Here is a 20,851-nt window from a genome sequence, read left to right on the forward strand (position 1 = left end):
AGGTAAATAAAGGTGGTACTATAATTTATCCAGTAAATAGGCAATTTGCACAACTGGTAAATAAATAAAAGAACCGAACATTAATTGCAGAGCCGCCTTTCGGTCAACTCTACGCATTAAATGAAATGTTTGTGCTAAAAACAACACACCAAACACCATTGCTACTACTGCCGAATTGATACCTGTCATGCCCAAATAAAATGGAACCCAGCAAAGTGGCAGTAGAAATAGCGTGTAAATCATTATCTGAATAGCTGAATTTAGGTTCTGTCCACCACTTGATGGCAAAAGCTTAAATCCTGCTTTGCTATAATCATCATCCAATACCCAAGCAATTGCCCAAAAATGTGGAAATTGCCAAAAGAACTGTATTGCAAATAGAATACCTGGTTCAAGGCCAAAATGGTTAACAGATGCCACCCAACCAATCATCGGAGGGAATGCTCCTGGTAACGCACCCACTGCAACCGCTACTGGCCCAACCCTCTTCAAAGGTGTATATACGAACCCGTATAAAATCATTGATAAAAGTGCTAAAAGCCCCGCTTTGTAATTAAATTCATAGAACAAAATATACATTGCAATCGCAGCCATTACCCACCCAAAAATTGCCGCTTCCTTTACCGATAACCTCCCACTTGGAAGCGGGCGATTTTCTGTGCGAGTCATCAATTTATCAAGGTCTTTTTCAATGATTTGATTGATGATATTTGCTGCTGCTGTCGTTGCAAAAGCTGCTATCGAAAATAATACCAACCTTAACCAATCAATTTTATCAGCTGCCAAAGTAAAGCCAATCGCTGAAGAGAAAACAACCGTAGCTGATAACCTGAATTTGGTTAGTTCGTAGAAAGCCTTTAACTTCTGAGCAAAGATATTTTCTGTTACAGTTAAATTCATTTATACTTGTGAAGCATTGCTTCGGAATACTCTTTCTTTATTAAGAAATAAAAAGATAACGAATTGGATGCCTATTGCTAAGGTTCCAAGCGTTAAGTGAATTGGTTGCATTAGTCTGGGAAAGCCTAAGTAGGCCAACGAAAGGCCTGAAATAAGTTCAATTCCAATGGTGATTAACAACCAATTTGAAAATTTTGATAATAAACCTTTTTCATTGATTGATTTATTAATTCTGTAATAAATTAATAAATTAATAATGACAATAACTATCGAGAAAAAGGCGTGCATTTGGAATTTACCACCTAAATTAGCCACCCATTCTGATCTAAGAGCATCTCCTATTACACTGGCTACTTGATCCACAACCTCTCTAACCTGTGTACCAAGAAGCACTTGTCCGATAGTAAGAAAAATTGCTGCTGATACCAAAAAACTCAAAGAACTTTTATCCGCTACGTCTTCAACTTCAATAACATAATTGAAAGAACGAGCCACCGCATATAATAATATAAACACAATAATTACTGATAGAATCATGTGTAATGTAATCATTACTGGGTGAAGTTCACTCGAAACAACTTTCGAGCCGAGCCATCCTTCAAATGCTACTAAAATCGTTGCCAGCAAACTTAGAAAGACAATTGTTTTGTCTTTTTTTCTGAAACTAATGAGCGAACTCACAAATGTTCCAAAAACTAAAAAACCAATCGCAACCCCTACTAAACGGTTTACATATTCAATCCAAGTCTTAATGGCATTAAACTCAACTTCTCCCTTGAGCTTTGCACCGTAAATTTCCTTATAATTACTCGGTAATTGCGAAATATCCGTTGGTGGTATCCAAGTCCCAAAACACTTAGGCCAGTCTGGACAACCCATTCCCGAGCCAGTTGCTCTTACAATTCCACCGACTAAAATAAGAAAGTAAATCGCACCAACTGTCCAAAAACCGAGCTTTCTAAATACTTTGCCGTGAGTCATAATTGGTTTGAGACAACGATTCACAACTTTAGAGTTGTGAATCGTTAGTAATTTTTATCAATCTGGAATACTGTAATCAAACTTAATTCCTTCGATTTCTTTCTCTTCTTTAATCAATTCATTCTCATACGGGAAGTTTGATTCTGGTGTAGCTGAGAAAGGAATATTCTGAGGAATAAAATCAACATCAGAACCTGGCTTGCTGTAATCATAAGGCCAACGATAAACAGCAGGAATTTCTCCTTCCCAGTTACCATGACCAACATTTACAGGTGTTGTCCACTCCAAAGTATTTGATTTCCATGGGTTTTGAGTTGCTTTTTTACCCCAGAAAATCGAATAAAAGAAGTTAAATAAGAAGATAATATTTGCAGCAAATACAACAATTGCAGCAATTGTACTTACCTGTGCTAAATCTTGGTATTTATTTGTAAAATCAAATCCTGTGTAAGCATAATATCTTCTTGGGAAACCAGCAATACCCAAGTAGTGCTGAGGGAAAAATACCATATAAGCACCGATGAATGTAATCCAGAAATGAATATATCCTAATGTACTATTCATCATTCTACCAAACATCTTTGGGAACCAGTGATAAACACCTGCAACCATTCCGAAGAATGCAGCAGAACCCATTACAAGGTGGAAGTGAGCAACTACAAAATATGTATCGTGTAATTGAATATCTAATGCACTATTACCTAAAATGATACCAGTTACACCACCTGAAACAAAGAATGAAACTAAACCAATTGAGAACAACATCGCAGGAGTAAAGATGATATTACCTCTCCATAATGTAGTAATATAGTTAAAGCCCTTCACCGCAGATGGGACTGCAATAATCAAGGTTAAAAGTGTAAATACTGAACCTAAGAAAGGATTCATACCTGTCATAAACATATGGTGAGCCCATACGATAAAGGCTAAGAACATGATACCCAACATTGAGAAAATCATCGCTTTATAACCAAAGATTGGTTTTCTTGCATTTGTAGCAATAATTTCAGATGTCATACCCAATGCAGGCAAGATAACGATGTAAACTTCAGGGTGACCTAAGAACCAGAATAAGTGTTGGAACAAAATTGGGCTACCACCTTGATTAGGAAGTGCTTGTCCGTTGATATAGATATCTGACAAATAGAAACTTGTGCCAAAACTACGGTCAAAAATCAATAATAATGCGGCAGACAATAATACAGGGAATGACAAAATACCTAAGATAGCGGTAAATGTAAACGCCCAAATTGTTAGAGGCATTTTATCAAAAGTCATACCTCTGGTACGTAAGTTGATTACAGTAGTTACATAATTGATACTACCCAATAAACTTGACATAATGAAGATTGCCATACTAATTAACCACATTGTCATACCCGTACCTGAACCTGGTGCTGCATCTGGCAAAGCACTCAATGGTGGATATACAACCCAACCACCACCAGCAGGGCCATCTTGAACAAACAATGAACAGAACATGATTACACTTGACAAGAAGAACAACCAATACGATAACATATTGATAAACCCTGATGCCATATCTCTTGCTCCAATTTGAAGCGGAATCAAGAAGTTAGAGAATGTACCACTCAAACCTGCAGTCAATACAAAGAATACCATGATAGTTCCGTGCATTGTAACCAAAGCAATATAATAATTAGGATCTAACTTACCTGCTTCATCAAACCATCTCTCACCTAAAATTGGTTTTAACCAACCCAAATCAATGCCAGGGTATCCTAATTGTAAACGGAATACCAATGATAAAAAACCACCAATTAAAGCCCATACGATACCCGAAATCAAGTATTGCTTGGCAATTACTTTATGGTCCTCAGAGAATATATATTTCTTTATAAAACTCTGTGGCTCGTGATGCTCATGTGCTTCATCATGTCCGTGAACATGAGTATCTGCGTGTGCTACTGCTGCCATGTTTATATTATTAGTTTAAATAATTTAGATTGAATTTTATCTTAATGATGTAACTGTCGGCAAACTTGTTCCCAATGATGCTGTTGTACTGTCAGGAGCAGCTTCAGATGGGAGATATTTCATTGCTTTAGCTTTCAAACTTGCTGGAACTTTCTCTAAAAACTCTGGCTTACTTGCTAACAATGATTTTTGCTCTTTTTTCCATTTTTCATAATCTGCTGGTTCGTCAACAACTAAGATTAACTTCATTGCGAAGTGACTTCTTCCACAAACCTCTGTACATGCAATCTCATATTTGAAGTCAGGATTACCTAATTCTCCTTGCATATCAGCAGTACTTTTATCTGCTATAAACCAAAACTTTGTAGGCATACCTGGTACAGCATCCATTTTAACTCTCATGTGAGGGATAAATACACTATGCAATACATCTCTTGCTCTGATTTTCAACAATACTGGTTTTCCTTTTGGAATGTGCAATTCTGAACTATTTGTAAAGTCATCAAATGAATTTTCATCAGTAAAGTCAATACCAAACTCGTTACCAGCGGCATCATCAATTAGTTTATAGTTATAGTTTCCTAATTTACCATTATCAACGCCACCATATCTAACCTGCCATCCGAATTGTTTTCCCATAATTTCTATCACTTCAGCATCTTTTGGAGCTTCTGACATAACTTTATTCCAAACTTTCAAACCTGTAAATACTAAGGCAGCCATAACAACTGCAGGAATTAAAGTCCAAACAATTTCAAGTGTATTATTATGCGGGTAGAAATGAGCTACTCTATTTTTATTGTAGCGATACTTCAATGGGAAATAAAATAAAACTGAGTTAACTATCAAAAACGAAGCCGTTACAACAGCCATTCCAAACCAAAACCAAAAATCAGTTTCTTTTCCGTGTACAGATGATGCCGATGGAATATCTCCAAATGCCATCAAAAAGTCCTTTTTAGCATAAATAAATGACCAAAAAATACCAATAACACTCAAAATCCAGAAAACAAATAGACCAATAGCATTAATATTATTTGCACTATCTGCCATTTCATCATTTTGTTCTGAATCACCCTTTACTCCCTTTAAGAGAGTTTGTGTTTTTGAAATTACCAAGATGGTAAGAACAATAAACACAATTGCTAAAGCTACAATCAATAATGTCATGTTACTAAATAATTTACAAGTTTGAATACTTTAAACCCTTGTATATAAAAAAGAATGTTCAACGAAATTGTTTTAAAATTAAATATCGTGGTGCATACTTTCTTCTAAGAATGGGTGATTTTTTGGATAAAGGTTTGCTTTAGAAAGTTCATTTGCAACAAAATAAATAAATAAAGATGCAAAAGTTAGAGTAGTTCCCCACTCAATAATACCAATGCCACCTTGGTCTTTAGCAATACCTGGCATGTGCATTTGGTAAAAATCAAACCAGTGACCAATGATAACAGAAACACTACCTAATTTCAAGAACGTTGGTCTTCTTTTTGAATTTCTTGCCATTAAAATCAAGAATGGGAAGAAGAAGTTTAGTAGCAAACTAATGTGGAATGGCCACCAATATCTACCTTGAAAACCTGTGAAACGCTCACGGAAATAAATTGTTTCTTCTGGTAAGTTAGCATAAAATATTAACAAATATTGCGAGAACCACACATAAGTCCAGAATACAGAAAAACCGAAAATGAATTTTCCTAAATCGTGTAAATGGCTTTCATTAACAATTTGCAAGTATCCTTGGTCTTTCAATAACAAGATAATTAACATCATTGTTGCTAAACCAGCAACGTGCCAGCTTGCCAAGTGATACCAACCAAACATTGTTGAGAACCAGTGTGTATCAATTACCATTGATAAATCCCAAGCCGAAGTTGATGCTGTCACAGCGAAGAACACCATAAAAAGTTTTGAAGCATTACGGCCTTTGTAATAGTTTTCTAAACCACCCATTTCATCTTCTAAAAGCGAGTATTTACGGATAGCTTTCCAACCAAAGTACCATACGACCACATAAGCAATTAAGCGTATGAAGTAAAAAGGTAAGTTCAAATACCATGCTTTTCCAGCAATAATTTTATCATAATGTTCACTTGCTGGGTCCATTATACCATCATGCGTCCAGTGCATTACAATGTGACGAGTTGATGGAAGAGCCATTAAAATGATTAAAATAACCCCTGGAACAATTACAAATGATGGCATTGCTTCAGCTACACGTTTGATTGATGAAGACCAACCTGCTTTAGCAATATAGTTATAAGCAATAAAAAATGCTCCAACTACTGAAATTCCAAGGAAGTAAACACTATTCATCCAAATATTTGCAATAATTCTTGCAAACAAAGTTGCACCGTGTTCGCCACCATGCTCTGAATGACCTGCAGCTTCGTGTCCTGCAGCGGCGTGTTCGCCACCATGCGATTCCCAAACACCAATTGACCAGCCTTTTGATAGTAAGAATGAACCAATTGCTACTAACGCAACACCTATCAATGCTGCAATGATTAGATTGCGTTTGGTTTCAGATTTAAACTCAAATCTTTCTTCTGTAGAAGGAATTTCGTGAGTATTGTGAGCCATTTTCTTTAAATTTGAACCCTTATACTTAAAGGGTGTTAATAAATGAAATATCTTTATACTTAGCCCCGAGAAGGGTTTTCCACCATTTAAGTGGATAGCATTTATAATATTAGTTACCTAATTGCAATCTGTGTACGTAATGTACAATTTTCCAACGCTCCTCTGGATTTACCTGTGAAGCATGAGACCACATACGACCTTTTCCATGAGTAATTACGTGGTAAATATGACCGTCGTTCATATTTTTGTAGGCATCCGATGCATAGTTTGGTACACCTTTATACACTTTACCAACTGCACCATCGCCAGCACCTTTTTCTCCATGACAATGTAAACAGTTTCTTTCGTATAAAACTTTTCCTTCTTCTTCAGCCTTTTCAGACCACGGAATAGGGTTTTTCAACGAAACCTCTGCTACTGCAATACTATCTTTCGGTAAATTATAGACCATCAAATCGTTTACAACTGTACTATCATCTTGCAAGAATGATGTTTGATAATTAGCACGAGCAACTGTTCCTGCAACTGGTGAACGCATATTTTTACCATCTGCATTAATGTTATTTTCACGCCATTGCGACAACGGTTCGTATGCACGAGAGTTGTACATGTTAGGAGCAAACTCCCAACCAGTACTATTATTATCGTTACAAGATGTCAATACAACCGTTGAGAAAGTTGCGATTGATAATGCAAGCGAAATATTTTTGAATGAAACCTTCATTTTTAAATTCTTTGAATTGATAAACAGATAAATGTTATACTTCTTTCACATTTACTTCTGAAGCACCTGATTCTTTCAATAATTTTGAAATTTCAGTCTCTGATAACTTATTTTTTGCAAGGTCAATTGCTACTACAAATTTATCATCAGTACTTCTAACATCAAATATGATTGGCTTTGCTGTTGGGCCTAAATCCTCCATAAAGAAAAATGTAAATGACATACCAAACGCTGCCAAAAGCACAGTAAGCTCAAATACAATTGGAATGTTTGTTGGAAATGGGAAAAAGTTTTTTCCACCAACATTGATTGGCCAATCAACACCCATTGTCCAAAACGTGAGCAATAAAGCACAACATGTACCCGTGATACCGAATAAGAAAGCGGCAACGCCCATTCTTGGGAAGCTATAACCTAACGCTCTGTCAAGACCGTGTACGGCAAAAGGTGTATATGCTTCATGAATTTTAACACCTTGGTGTCTTATGTCTTCGACTGCGTGAAGTAACTCATCGCCATCGTCAAAAACTCCTACTAAATATTTGCTATCTGCCATTTTTAATGAATGGTTAAAAAAGTCTTTATTAAACCGTTGTTTTTTTCTTTTCTGGGTATTTCTCAGAAGATGATTTCAATACTGATTTTACCTCTGCCATGTTGATAACTGGTAAGAACTTAGCAAATAAGAAAAACGCTGTAAAGAAGAATCCGAAAGAGAAAATATAGTCAGAAATATCACCCATACGAGGAGTAAAATATGTCCAGCTTGATGGTAAATAATCACGGTGCAATGATGTCACGATGATTACAAAACGTTCAAACCACATACCGATATTTACAACAACAGCCATTACGAAAGAAACAAGGATGTTTTCACGAACTTTCTTGAACCAGAATAATTGCGGAGAAAGTACGTTACAAGTCATCATCGCCCAGTATGACCACCAAAGTGGACCAGTAGCACGATTAATGAAAGCATACTGTTCGTATTCTACACCAGAATAAGCTGCAATAAAAAACTCTGTGATATAAGCAATACCTACAACTGAACCTGTTAAAGTGATGATTTTATTCATCAAAGAGATATGCTCAAGTGTCACGTAATCTTCCATTTTGTAAACAACTCTTGTTACCAACATCAAGTTTTGAACCATTGCAAAACCAGAGAAGATAGCACCCGCAACGAAATACGGAGGGAAGATTGTTGTGTGCCAGCCAGGAATAACTGACGTAGCAAAGTCAAAAGATACGATTGTGTGTACTGAAAGTACAAGTGGTGTTGATAAACCAGCCAAAATCAAAGAAACATCTTCGTATCTTGCCCAAGCTCTTGCTCCACCTGTCCAGCCGATGGCTAATGCACCGTAAACTTTCTTACGAGTACCAGTTGCACGGTCACGGATAGTTGCTAAATCTGGAATTAAACCAATGTACCAGAATAAACATGATACTGAGAAATATGTCGAGATTGCAAAAACGTCCCAAACCAATGGAGAGTTAAAGTTTACCCATAATGAACCAAAAGTATTTGGCAATGGAAGGGCAAAATAAGCTAACCAAGGGCGACCCATGTGCATTACGATAAATGAAGCTGCACAAATAACGGCAAAGATTGTCATCGCTTCAGCGGCACGGTTGATTGATGTTCTCCATTTCTGACGGAATAATAATAATACCGCAGAGATAAGCGTACCGGCGTGACCAATACCTACCCACCATACGAAGTTGGTGATATCCCACGCCCAACCTACTGTTTTGTTAAGACCCCAAACTCCAAGACCTTCCCACCATGTCCAGAATACCCAAGCAGCACCATAAAGGAGTACTAACACTGAAATTCCGAAAACGATTTTCCATTCTTTGGTTGGTTTTCCCTCAACCTGCTTACAAATATCTTCAGTCACATCGTGGTAAGACTTACCATTAAGTACTAAAGTTTCTCTTATTGGTGAAACTACGTGCATAGTTTTATTCTTTTGAGATATTTATTTTTAATTTTCTATTTAAACTGCAAAGCAAACCTTCTAATTATGAATGATGTGCTTCTTTCTTTTCAGCGTGAGCTGCTTTTGCAACGCCATCTTTGTTACGGATTTTCGTCAAGTAGTTCATTTGTGGTTGAACGTTGATTTCTTCCAAAACGTGGAAAGCACGGCCTTCTTTCTCAACAGCTAAGATTTTTGATACTTCTGATTCTGCATCAAGCATATCGCCAAATGTGATTGCATTTGTTGGACATGATTGTGAACAAGCTGTTTGGATTTCTCCATCTACTGGGCGACGACGCTCTTTTTTCGCTGTTAACTTACCAGCTTGGATACGTTGAACGCACATTGAACACTTCTCAATAACACCACGTGAACGAACTGTTACGTCTGGATTTAACACCATACGACCTAAGTCGCTATTCATGTGATAATCGAAATTATCGTTTTCAAAATATTTGAACCAATTGAAACGACGTACTTTATATGGACAGTTGTTGGCACAATAACGAGTACCGATACAACGGTTATAAGTCATTTGATTTAAACCTTCAGAGCTGTGAGTAGTTGCCAATACTGGACAAACCGTTTCACAAGGAGCGTTTGAACAGTGCTGACACATCATTGGTTGGAATACAACCTCTGGGTTCTCAGCAGCAATTTCTAATTCTCTGTAACCACCGATGATACCTTTTTCTGCTAAAGCCTCATCATGACCCATTTCTGAGCTATAATAACGGTCGATACGAATCCAGTGCATCTCTCTTGCACGAGCAACCTCAGCTTTACCAACTACTGCCACGTTATTTTCAGCTTGGCAACTTACCAAACAAGAACCACAACCTGTACAGCTATTCAAGTCGATAACCATTCCCCAGCTATGGTTTTTCTTTTCGTGACCATTCCAAAGTGTGATTTGGTAAGGTGCTTTTTCACCTTCTGAAGTTCCGATTTTTGGCTCGAAACGTCCAGCTTTCACATCTTTTACATATTCACCCAAAACTGACTCTTGTACAACAGCCGTACGGCCCATGATTGTATTTTGAGTTTGTGTTTGAGCGAGTGTATATCCGTCTTTTATTTTTTCGATTTTTACATCGTTTGCCCAATATTGCCCATTGGCAACTAAAGGATAAACATTTGCTCCTGTATTTCCAGATTTTCCAGCAGCAGTACGGCCATAACCTAAAGCTATTGAGATTGTACCGTTTGTTTGGCCAGGTTGAATCAAAACAGGGATTCCACCTTCTAAATCTGTACTTGTACCTACAACTTTTTTGCCACCTACTGTCAAATTTACGATGTCGCCTTGAGCAATACCTAATTCATTAGCAGTTTTTTGTGAAACTGCGACTACGTTTTCCCAAGTAACTTTAGAAATTGGGTCTGGCATTTCTTGCAACCAAGGATTATTTGCTTGCAAACCTGTACCGATTGCTACCGATTCGAAGATAGAAACCTCAATACCTGCACCTTTTACTTGAGCAATTGAAGCAGCGGCTGCATCAACATTTCCTGCAAAGCTTGCACTTGATGCTATTGTACCAACTGCTGGCTCATAAATACCATCGTGTAGTGCTTGTACCCAAGATTTTCCGCTAAGAATATTTTTACTCCAATTTGATTTTAAGTAAGCGTGATAATCAGCGTTCAAACCAGCCCAAGTCAATAAGCTTGATTGTGGTTGACGAGTATCGAAAATCAAAGAGATTGTTGGCTGTGTAAGAGAGTAGAAACCTTTTTTAGGTTCTGCATCATTCCATGACTCTAAATAGTGAGGAGCTGGAGCGATATATTTACATTTTGAAGCTGTTTCGTCTGCACGGTCAGCGAATGAGATTGTAGTTGCAACTTTCGATAATGCTTCTCCTAATTCAGCACCTCTTGCGTGGTCATAAACTGGATTAGATAAGAAAATTGCAGTACTTACTTGTCCACCTTTCACTTCGTTGATAAAAGCTGTCATTTCAGCATCATTACCTTGACGGTAATTTACTGGAGTGCCTAAATCAATCGTTGTACCGTAGCTACCGAGTAAACTGTTGATAGCATTAACAATTGTTTGTACGGCTGGGTTGTTTGAGCCAGATACTACTAAAGCAGCACCTTTGGCAGCGATAAGGTCTTTCGCACACTTATCTAAATTTTGTGTTTCAACCGCAGTACCAGAAACAGCTTTTCCACCTAAAGCGGCAGCTATTTTATTGTATAATGCGATGGCAACAGCACCTTCTTGTGAAGGCTTAATCATCCCTCTGTAATCGGCCGAAGCACCTGTGATTGTCAAACCAGTTTCAAATTGGTAGTGACGAGACATTGTGTTTTTGCCATTTTTACCGCTTCTCAATTTACGAGTAACAGCCCATTGACCAGCAAATGTATTTGGAGCAATCCAAGTTCCTAAGAAATCGGCATTGATACCAACAATAACATTTGCCTTACTGAAATCGTAAGAAGGAATAACTGCTTGACCGAAAGACTCAGCATTGGCTTGTACAATAGCGTAAGATGAATTTGCATCATACGTTATGTGTTTAGCGGTTGGGTATTTTGCGGCAAAATCTGCAATTACTTTCTTAGTTGTTGGAGAAAGAATTGTATTTGTTACGATACGGATGTTTCCACCTTTAGCAAGTGCTGCGATAACTTCCTTATCTAATTCTTCCCATTTTATATCTGAACTACCCTTTTTAGGTGCTTTCAATTTTTCGTTGTCATACAAGCTCAATACTGAAGCATGTACTCTGGCGTTTACAGCACCTTTTGTAATAGATGAAAGTTTATTTCCTTCTATTTTAACAGGACGACCTTCACGTGTTTTTACTAAGATACTGCAATAATCACCGCCTTCTGAATAAGTAGATGCGTACCAGTTTGGAATACCTGGCTCTACACTCTCTGGTTTATTTAAGTAAGGGATAGCCTTACGAACTGGAGCGTCGCAAGCAGCCAATGATACTGCTGCCACACTAAAGCCTAACACTTTCAAGAAGTCACGGCGGTGAGTTGGTTCGACAGTATCGATGTCATCTAAATTAAATTCACGATTGGCATTTTTTACAAACCCAATGTCGTTTTTCAACTCCTCAACCCCTTTCCAATATTTTTTATTAGTGTTTTCCATATAACCCTAAATCCCGAAGGGACTTTATTTTTTTCTGTAAAAACTTAATTTCCTTTTATTAAACTGGGGTATTAATAATGGCATTTAGCACACTCTAAACCACCGTTATCCTGCACTTTCATTGCTCCTTTGCTTACTGCACTGTGAGCTTCCATCAATTTTGTGTAATAACCATTGTCTTTGCCATTCACTTCTGACTTACGGTGACAATCAATACACCAGCCCATCGTAAGCGTAGAGCGTTGTTGAACAACTTCCATCTTCTCAATTTCGCCGTGACAGTTTTTACACTCTAAACCACCAACGTTTGTGTGTTGTGCGTGGTTGAAATAAGCTAAGTCTGGTAAGTTGTGTACACGTACCCATTCAATTGGCTTATTAGTTTCGATTGCCGTATAAATCTTTTGGATTTCTGGAGACTCACGCTTGATAGCATTGTGGCAGTTCATACAGATGTTTGCCGAAGGAATACCTGATTGTTTTCCTTTATATACACCTGTGTGGCAGTACGCACAATTGATTTTCATTTCGCCTGCGTGCAATTTGTGAGAGAAGGCGATTGGTTGCTTTGGAGCGTATCCTTGGTGAACACCAATTCCGTACATACCATCAAAAGTAGCTTTCGTTGCAAGTAAGATAAATGCCCAAACGATTGCCGAACGAACAGTTTTATTTGCTGCAATGTTTTTGAAGCTTGCTTGAAGTTTTTCTCCAAATGAAAGCGAAGCCTCTGATGAACCTGCTTCTGCACCCGACAATTTGTTTAATAATTGTAAGATACCAAGCAAAGCTACCAAAACAAGCCCCATAATAACTAACAATGCTACTAAAATAACATTGATAAATTTACCACCACCTGTATCTTGCGTTGGAGTAGCTGTAACTGGACCTCCAGTACCTGGCGTTGGAGCAGGAGCCGCATTAGCAGATTTGATATAAGCTAAAATTGCTTTTACTTCATCATCTCCAAATGCACCGAAAGCAGTCATTTGGGTTTTGTTATACTTTTCGTAAAGCTCGTTAGCATATTTATCGCCACTTGCAATTACACCCATTGGATTATTAATCCATTTTTTCAACCAAGCATAGTCTCGACGGTCTTCGATACCTGCCAAACCAGGTCCAACAACAACTTCTGCTGAAGTGGCGTGACACTGAGCACAGTTGTTTTTATACAACTCTTCTCCTTTTGCAACATCTCCGCCACCAGCAGGTGCTGCGGCTGCAGTAGATGTACTATCTTGTGCCGCTACATGACCAATGGAAATGCTTACAGCAACAGCAAGAGCTAAAATTGACTTATAAAATTTACGAATCATATTTATATATAATGTAGTATTCCTACTTTTTCAGACTGCAAAACTACGCTACTATTGTTTTCTATCAAATAGGTTTTGTTATTTTTTTTATAGCTCTTAGCAATTTAGAATTATTTTAAATAACACCGTAAAAGATTGACTATAAGCTATTTACAACAAAAAACCATTCCATAATCAACGTATATAGATGACTATGGAATGGTATTTTAGCAAGAATATTCGTTTATGTGGAACGGATACACTTTATGTTGTGTTGAAAAAAACTTGTCTCTTAGGTATTTCACAAAGGTATAATATAGCCTTGTTTGTTGCAAATATAAAGATATAAACTTCTTTTTTGGGAGCAAAAAAATCAATTTAGTTATATTCGCAATATTCGGATTCATTCTTCAAATTATTTCGTTTAGATTGCATCTTGACCCTATTTTTCTTCCAAATGACAGAATTATCGACTCCAAAAGAATTTAATTTTGAGCAAATACTTAGATTTCTTTCTCGAAATCAGAAAGAGAGCCTTCATACAATTAAAAATCAAGAGATTTACAAAGTTGTTTCTTTTGAAAATTCGCTTGTTTTATTTTCAATTTCTTTCAATTCTTCTTTGCAAATATCAATCCATTCTGAAAACCCAAGTCAAAAAATTATGGATTTTATCAAGACACATATCTCTGATTGGTTCGATTTAGAAGCAAATCTTTCGCTTTTTTATGAAACTGCTCAAAATGATACTGTCTTGGCTTCGCTCTGCCGAAAATTTTACGGGCTCCGCATGATTGGTATGCCCGACATCTTTGAGTCATTGATTTGGTCAATCATTGGTCAACAGATTAACCTCAATTTTGCTTATTCGCTCAAAGAAAGGTTGGTACAGAATTTTGGTCAAAAAATTATCTATAATAACGAATACTACTATGCCTTACCTACTCCTGAAAGGCTCGCTGCTTTGAACATTGAAGATTTCCAGCCGCTTCAGTTTAGTAAAAGCAAAGCACAATATATATTAAATGTATCACGTGAGTTTGCGGATGGAAATTTATCGCAAGAAACTTTGAAAAAGTTACCTTTTGAAGAGGTAAAAGAAAAATTAGTCAAAATCAAAGGCGTTGGAAACTGGACGGCGAATTATTCGATGATGAAAAGTCTAAAAAATTATGACGCTTTTCCTGTGGAAGATGTAGGCTTGCACAATGCCGTGAAAACACAATATGGCTTAACGACAAAGCCAACTGTTATTGATTTAAACCAAATGGCCGAAAAATGGAAAGGCTGGCGAGGTTATGCTACTTTCTATTTCTGGCATTCGCTGCTGGGTTGAACTAATTTGTAGAAAATAAGATTTTTAGAGCAGAAACATTCTGAAAAATGGCAAAGAAAACATTAGTTATAGGTGCATCAACCGACCCAAGTAGATATGCGTATTTAGCCGCTAACCGATTGGTGAACCACAAACACGAAATTGAACTTTTAGGCGTAAAACAAGGAGTTGTTGCTGGAAAAGAAATAAATACCGAAAAAGAGAAATTTGAAGATATTGACACCGTTACGCTTTATGTGAATCCACAAAGGCAAAGTGAATATTTTGATTATGTAGCCGACCTAAAGCCACGAAGAGTGATTTTCAATCCTGGTACAGAAAACCCAGCTTTTGAGGATTTTCTGACCGAAAAAGGCATTGAACCCATAGAGGCTTGTACGCTCGTGATGCTTTCGACTGGGCAATATTGAAAAGCTAACTAAGGTTAGATGTTCTGTGCTTACCTTAGTTAGCCATTCGCCCTTCAAAACCCATTGCAATGAGTTTTTCGTAAGCATCCCAAACATTTTTGGGAATTTCCATCGCTACCAAGAATCCTTTTTCAGGATAAATTTTTAGGCGTTGTAAATCGCCCGTCATGTTACTGATTACTCGTTCTTTACTAATATTGTTTTCGATACATCGAGCAATGTACTGGGCATAGGAATCGGGTTTGGCGGTTGACATAAATTTAAACTCAGCAAATTGCACCAAAGCCGTTGCATAAGTTCGACGCACCATATAGGGTTTCTGAACCAAAATGAAATTCTGAAAATCAAAACCTTTTTCTTTCAAAATCTTTCTCGTACACGAAAAATTCTCGCCTGTGTTTGTGGCTTCGTTGTCGAGTATGATTGCTTCGGCTGGAACGCCCGCTTTTACGGCAATATCAAAAAAAGCATCCGCTTCTGATTTTGGTGTTAGGTTTCGGAGTTCTCCAACTGGACGCACAACCCCACCCGAAAAAATAATGTAATTTGCCCAGCCTTCTTTATACAATTCTACTGCATAATCAGCTACACTGGGGTCGTGGCTTCCCAAAACAAAAATTGCATCGGCTTTTTGTAAGGGTTGTTTCAAGAAATGATAATCGTAGAGAAGCTCTGCGTAATAGTCAACAAGGTTTTCGTCCATCTGCGTATAAAATTTACCAATCGGCAAAATTATCAATTATTAGTCAATAATGTTTGATACTTTCGATCATGAATTTCGTCAGAGATTCAGCATTAAACACATAAAACAACATTTACTAAAATGGTCAACGCAAAACATTTAGCAACATTCGTACTCGGAGCAGCAGCGGGCGTAGCACTTAATAAATATTTACAAACCGAAGAAGGAGAAAAAGCTTTAGCAGATTTAAAAATCAAAGCGGGGCAATTTAAAGACGAAGCCGAACAAGCAATTGATAAAGCTCCTGAATATTTTGAAAAACTAAAAACTGAAGCAAGTGCGGCCTTGAAAGATAGTTTTCCTGAAGCAGAAGCATTTTTGCAAGAATTGTTCGGGAAAGCAAAGGTGGCAACCGAAACACCAGCAGCAGAAGAGCCAAAAGCATAAATTTGTAGGGCGAAGTTTTGGCTTCGCCCTTATTTTTTAAGCTTTTTTGACTGTAATATTAATTTTGTAATCTTTTTGACTTATCTCAGTTGTAGTTTTCGGATATGGCAACACATTCGACACTTCAATATCAAATTTTTGCCCTCCTAAGTCAAGTGTCGTTTTGAGTGGTTTAGCTTCATAATCAATTGATGAGTCTTTTGATACGCCGTTTGCCGAAATAGTAAAGTATATTTTTGCCATTCCAGCCCAAACACAGGTCGTGTTTTCGGGGCATCGACTATCTTCAATTTTTGTTATTTTAATCTTTACACCTTCTTGGAAGGAAAGTTCAGTATTGACTCCCAATTCTAATTGCGAAGCTAAAGTTGGCTCTGGTGTTGGTGTTTCTTGTAAGGAACAAGCCGTTAAGGACAATAATAGTGCTACAATAATATTTTTCATGTTCAAAATCTGTTTTACATTAGAATGATGCACTTTTATGTAAAAAGGTTGGAGTCCGACTAAAACATTTCAAAAATAACCTTTCTTCATTGGCTTAACCTCATTTGTGTAGATTTTTTTGATAGATTTCAGCAGAACACTTATCTTCGTTTCATAAAATTTAAACCCAATTAATTCCATGCGTTCTCACGAAATTGACTACAAAATCTTTGGCGAAGATATTCAAATCGTCGAAATAGAACTTGACCCAAACGAAACCGTTATTGCTGAAGCTGGCTCGATGCTCTTCATGGAAGACGGAATTATGTTTGAAACCAAAATGGGCGACGGCTCACAACCGCAACAAAGTCTTTTTGGAAAATTGATGCAAGCGGGTAGTAGAGTATTGATGGGCGAGTCGATTTTTATGACTCACTTCACAAACCGCTCAAATATCAAGCGTAAAGTGGCTTTTGCCGCTCCCTATCCAGGTACAATCAAAGCCGTTGATTTAGCCAAAATCATGGGCAATACACTGATCGTACAAAAAGATGCATTTTTGTGTGCAGCAATGGGTACGAGTATCTCAATTCATTTTAATCAAAAACTGGGTGCTGGTTTCTTCGGTGGCGAAGGATTCATTCTTGAAAAAATTCAAGGCGATGGCATGGCGTTTATTCACTCGGGCGGGGTTGTCATTGAGCGTCAACTTAACAACGAAACGCTCCGAATTGATACTGGTTGTGTGGTTGGTTTCGAGCCTCAACTCCAATTTGACATTGAGCGTTCAGGAAGTTTAAAATCAATGGTTTTTGGTGGCGAAGGTATCTTCTTGGCCACACTTCGTGGTACAGGAAAAGTTTGGATTCAGTCATTACCAATTTCTAAACTTATTCAACGCCTTTCTCCTTATGGTGGAAACGCTACCAAAGAAAGCGGCTCAGTTTTGGGCGGTTTAGGTAGTTTGTTTGAGGGGTAAAAAACAAATATTCTCTTTTTCTCCATAGCGATGGGTTTGCAAACCCATCGCTATGGAGAAAAGTTAATAGCAGCTTAGTAATAGGCTGCTATTTTTATTTATAAAACAGCCAATTATATATTAGAATTCTACTAAATTGCTTCCTCTTTTTAATTCAACCTTAAATTACGACAATGATTATCAATCGCAGAAAATTCTTGCAACAATCGGCTTCATTGGCCGCTTTGGCATTTATAACTAATGATTTGCAAGCAAAAGGAACACTCAAACAGTTTGGTTGTCAACTTTATAGTATCCGAGATGTACTTCCGAAAGACCCTAAAAATTACATGAAGCAATTGGCTGATATGGGTTATAAATATTTTGAAAGCTACTCGAAAGACCCATTCTGGGGTATGGCTCCAAAAGATGCAAAAACATACTTGGGCGATATTGGTGTAAAAATGGTAAGTACACACTTAGGTTTACCCGATACTAATGAAGAGATGATAGCCAAATGTGCAGAAGGTGGCTTGAAATATGTAATTTGTCCAGCTATCGGAATGCAGCCATCGGCTGATGCTTGGAAACAAAAAGCTGAAGCATTTACCAAAAATGGTGAAATCTGCAAGAAATATGGCTTACGTTATGGTTATCATAATCATGCCTACTCTTTCCAAAATGCTAATGGTATTAAAGGTCAAAGAATTTTACTCGAAAATACCGACCCTTCAATCGTATGTTTTGAATTGGATATGTGCTGGAGCGAAGCGGCAGGTGAAAACAGTATTGAGCATTTGAAACAATACGGCAATCGCTACGAGCTTTGTCATATCAAACAACTTGCGACAAAAGACCCAAAACCTCAGCAAACAGACCTTGCTTCAGGAATAATCGACTATAAAGGCTTGCTTCGTGCAGCCAAAGATAGCGGAATCAAGTATTTCTTGGTTGAACAAGAACAATATCCAGTTGGGCCAATCGAAAGCATGAAAAGCGATGCTATTTATTTGAAGGACTTGAAATTTTAGGATTAATTTCACTACGAAAAGTAAGGCGATGAAAGGGCGTGAAACCATGCTCTTTTATCGCTTTTTTATGAAATGGTGTTGGATAACCCGCATTTTGCTCCCAACGATAATGCGGAAATTCGGAAGCGAGTTTTACCATTAAATCATCACGATAGGTTTTGGCTAAAATTGAGGCCGCAGCAATGGACAAAAACTTTGCATCTCCTTTCACAATGCACGTATGTGGAATAAGTGGATAAGGCGTAAAACGATTTCCATCTATCAATAAATGCTCGGGGCGAAGGTTCAGGCCATCAACTGCTCGGTGCATGGCCAAAAAACTGGCTTTTAAGATATTTATTTTATCAATTTCTTCATTAGATGCCTCGGCAACGGCAAACGCAATGGCATCTCGCTCAATTTCAACCCTTAGTTCTTCTCGTTGTTGATGGTTTAACTGTTTAGAATCATTGAGCCATTCGTGCGTATAATCTCTGGGTAAAATCACGGCAGCGGCCACTACTGGCCCAGCCAAACATCCTCGGCCAGCTTCATCAAGTCCTGCCTCAATGGCATCAATATTATAATATGAACGGAGCATAAATCTAATGAGTGAATGAATGAGTAATTTTTATACTACTCCAACTTCATTTTCTTAATCAAATAATAAAATCGAATAGTAAGTAAAACTGCCGATGCTGTGAGTCCAGCCAATAACCCAAACCAAATACCGATAGCATCCATGTTGAGGTTAAAAGCCAGCAAATAACCCAAAGGCAACGAAAGTCCCCAATAGGCAAACATCGTAATCCAAGTCGGGATATTTACATCGGTAATTCCACGCAAAATACCCAACGAAACCACCTGTACACCATCAGATAATTGAAAAACGGCCGCAACCAACATCAACTTCATAGCAATTGCAATTACTTCCTTATCAGATATATATAGTTCTACTAAAAAACGATTGAAGAGAAGAATTACCAACATCATGGCTGCCATGAAAACCACAACCAAGAGCAAAGCCACATTTCCCGAAAATCTGATTTTCCGCACATCTTTTAGTCCACGCCCCTCTCCTACTCTGATTCCGCCCGCAATACCCAAACCCGATGCCATCATGTAGGTTGTTGAGGCTACATTGATAGCAATTTGGTGAGCCGCTAACTGGTTTTCGCCGAGCCAACCCATCATAATTACGGCTAATGAAAACGCCGCGATTTCAAAGAAAAATTGTAGTCCACTTGGCACACCAATTTTAAAAATCATTCGCACTAAATCGTTGGTTTGTAACGATTTATATTTTACATGAAGGTATTTTTTGAAAGTTTTTGTGTTGAATAAGTACGCAAAAAGAGCCAACATCATCAAAATTCGAGTGATAAGTGTAGAAATAGCCGCCCCAATCAAGCCCATTTTCGGGAAACCCCAATAACCGTTTATCAATATTATGTTAAAAATTAAATTAAAAATTAACCCCAAAACGGTTATCATCATTGCCACATAAGTACGAGATAGACCATCCGAAAGTTGTTTTGCCGCCGCAAAAACAAACATAAAGGCATTTGAAAAAATGATAATGGCCATAAAAGCAGGGGCTTGAGCATTTATTTCGGGCGATTGTTGAAAAATCTCGAAATAATAAATACAAACAAAACCCACGATACCTAATATCACACTAAACCAAAGTGAAACCTTAATTCCTGCTCTAAAAAGTCTATTAATTTCGGGAATATTACGCTCAGCTTTTGCCTTAGAAATCAGCGGTGCAACCACCGAAAGTCCACCCATACCAATAGAAGCAATCAGAAATGACATCGAATTGGCAATACCCGAAGAGCCAAGTCCAATTTTACCGATGTATCGCCCTACTATGATATTATCAGTCACCCCCATCAAAACCACCCCCAACTGGGCAATAACAATCGGTAAAGCGAGCAAGAAGGTTTTCTTTATTTCTTCTTGGTAATGTTGCGAAAAAATCGGCATAAAATTTTCTATAAAGTGTAATGTCAGCCACAAAGGTCGCAAAATTTTATTCAAGAATTA

The 20,851-nt window shown here is 37.6% G+C and carries 19 protein-coding genes; 5 read left to right on the forward strand and 14 right to left on the reverse strand.

Going from position 1 to position 20,851, the window contains the following annotated elements; genetic code table 11:
• Positions 1 to 18: 18 nt before the first annotated feature.
• The 10 genes from cyoE to ABR854_RS21300 form a co-directional block, all read right to left on the reverse strand.
• Positions 19 to 900, reverse strand: coding sequence for a heme o synthase (gene cyoE / locus ABR854_RS21255; RefSeq protein WP_064197666.1), 882 nt, complete (start codon positions 898 to 900; stop codon positions 19 to 21).
• Positions 901 to 1,905: a COX15/CtaA family protein gene (locus tag ABR854_RS21260; RefSeq protein ID WP_350267862.1), complete on the reverse strand. Its 1,005-nt coding sequence runs from the start codon at positions 1,903 to 1,905 to the stop codon at positions 901 to 903.
• A gap of 33 nt (positions 1,906 to 1,938) precedes the next feature.
• A complete protein-coding gene (locus tag ABR854_RS21265) occupies positions 1,939 to 3,819 on the reverse strand; it encodes a cytochrome c oxidase subunit I (RefSeq protein ID WP_350267863.1) in 1,881 nt (626 codons plus the stop codon).
• 36 nt (positions 3,820 to 3,855) lie between these two features.
• Positions 3,856 to 4,989 carry a cytochrome c oxidase subunit II gene (locus ABR854_RS21270; protein WP_350267864.1) on the reverse strand — a complete coding sequence of 378 codons (1,134 nt, stop codon included), beginning with the start codon at positions 4,987 to 4,989 and terminating at the stop codon, positions 3,856 to 3,858.
• A 78-nt stretch (positions 4,990 to 5,067) separates the two neighbouring features.
• On the reverse strand, positions 5,068 to 6,405 hold the full coding sequence (locus ABR854_RS21275; protein WP_350267865.1) for a quinol:cytochrome C oxidoreductase: 1,338 nt from the start codon (positions 6,403 to 6,405) through the stop codon (positions 5,068 to 5,070).
• A 109-nt stretch (positions 6,406 to 6,514) separates the two neighbouring features.
• A complete protein-coding gene (locus tag ABR854_RS21280) occupies positions 6,515 to 7,129 on the reverse strand; it encodes a c-type cytochrome (protein WP_350267867.1) in 615 nt (204 codons plus the stop codon).
• Positions 7,130 to 7,163: 34 nt separating this feature from the next.
• Positions 7,164 to 7,685: a DUF3341 domain-containing protein gene (locus ABR854_RS21285; RefSeq protein ID WP_064197660.1), complete on the reverse strand. Its 522-nt coding sequence runs from the start codon at positions 7,683 to 7,685 to the stop codon at positions 7,164 to 7,166.
• A 28-nt stretch (positions 7,686 to 7,713) separates the two neighbouring features.
• Complete coding sequence (gene nrfD / locus ABR854_RS21290; RefSeq protein ID WP_350267868.1) at positions 7,714 to 9,093, reverse strand: NrfD/PsrC family molybdoenzyme membrane anchor subunit; 1,380 nt, start codon at positions 9,091 to 9,093, stop codon at positions 7,714 to 7,716.
• Positions 9,094 to 9,157: 64 nt separating this feature from the next.
• Positions 9,158 to 12,238 (reverse strand): TAT-variant-translocated molybdopterin oxidoreductase, encoded by a 3,081-nt coding sequence (locus tag ABR854_RS21295; RefSeq protein ID WP_350267869.1) that lies wholly within the window; start codon positions 12,236 to 12,238, stop codon positions 9,158 to 9,160.
• Between the two features lie 71 nt (positions 12,239 to 12,309).
• Entirely contained in the window at positions 12,310 to 13,557 is a 1,248-nt protein-coding gene (locus ABR854_RS21300; RefSeq protein ID WP_350267870.1) for a c-type cytochrome, read from the reverse strand.
• A 436-nt stretch (positions 13,558 to 13,993) separates the two neighbouring features.
• Here ABR854_RS21300 and ABR854_RS21305 point away from each other — a divergent pair, with 436 nt between their 5' ends.
• Complete coding sequence (locus ABR854_RS21305) at positions 13,994 to 14,872, forward strand: DNA-3-methyladenine glycosylase family protein (protein WP_350267871.1); 879 nt, start codon at positions 13,994 to 13,996, stop codon at positions 14,870 to 14,872.
• A gap of 47 nt (positions 14,873 to 14,919) precedes the next feature.
• Complete coding sequence (locus tag ABR854_RS21310) at positions 14,920 to 15,282, forward strand: CoA-binding protein (protein ID WP_350267872.1); 363 nt, start codon at positions 14,920 to 14,922, stop codon at positions 15,280 to 15,282.
• Between the two features lie 34 nt (positions 15,283 to 15,316).
• Here the strand turns inward: ABR854_RS21310 and ABR854_RS21315 are convergent, their stop codons facing one another.
• Positions 15,317 to 15,985 (reverse strand): YdcF family protein, encoded by a 669-nt coding sequence (locus ABR854_RS21315; RefSeq protein WP_350267873.1) that lies wholly within the window; start codon positions 15,983 to 15,985, stop codon positions 15,317 to 15,319.
• A 120-nt stretch (positions 15,986 to 16,105) separates the two neighbouring features.
• Between ABR854_RS21315 and ABR854_RS21320 the strand changes: the two genes are divergently transcribed.
• Positions 16,106 to 16,411: a YtxH domain-containing protein gene (locus tag ABR854_RS21320; protein WP_350267874.1), complete on the forward strand. Its 306-nt coding sequence runs from the start codon at positions 16,106 to 16,108 to the stop codon at positions 16,409 to 16,411.
• A 36-nt stretch (positions 16,412 to 16,447) separates the two neighbouring features.
• On the opposite strand, the gene ABR854_RS21325 is transcribed toward ABR854_RS21320, so the two are convergent.
• Entirely contained in the window at positions 16,448 to 16,855 is a 408-nt protein-coding gene (locus ABR854_RS21325; RefSeq protein WP_350267875.1) for a hypothetical protein, read from the reverse strand.
• Between the two features lie 178 nt (positions 16,856 to 17,033).
• Here ABR854_RS21325 and ABR854_RS21330 point away from each other — a divergent pair, with 178 nt between their 5' ends.
• Entirely contained in the window at positions 17,034 to 17,813 is a 780-nt protein-coding gene (locus ABR854_RS21330) for a TIGR00266 family protein (RefSeq protein ID WP_350267876.1), read from the forward strand.
• 173 nt (positions 17,814 to 17,986) lie between these two features.
• Positions 17,987 to 18,823, forward strand: coding sequence for a sugar phosphate isomerase/epimerase family protein (locus ABR854_RS21335; protein ID WP_350267877.1), 837 nt, complete (start codon positions 17,987 to 17,989; stop codon positions 18,821 to 18,823).
• Here the strand turns inward: ABR854_RS21335 and rnhB are convergent.
• Together rnhB and ABR854_RS21345 are read right to left on the reverse strand one after the other, a co-directional pair.
• Positions 18,795 to 19,403 (reverse strand): ribonuclease HII, encoded by a 609-nt coding sequence (gene rnhB / locus ABR854_RS21340; protein WP_350267878.1) that lies wholly within the window; start codon positions 19,401 to 19,403, stop codon positions 18,795 to 18,797. The two genes, ABR854_RS21335 and rnhB, sit on opposite strands and share 29 nt — an antisense overlap.
• 35 nt (positions 19,404 to 19,438) lie before the next feature.
• Complete coding sequence (locus tag ABR854_RS21345) at positions 19,439 to 20,791, reverse strand: MATE family efflux transporter (protein ID WP_350267880.1); 1,353 nt, start codon at positions 20,789 to 20,791, stop codon at positions 19,439 to 19,441.
• Between the last annotated feature and the right edge of the window lie 60 nt (positions 20,792 to 20,851).

The organism is Emticicia sp. W12TSBA100-4 (assembly GCF_040253585.1).
Taxonomy (GTDB): Bacteria; Bacteroidota; Bacteroidia; order Cytophagales; family Spirosomataceae; genus Emticicia.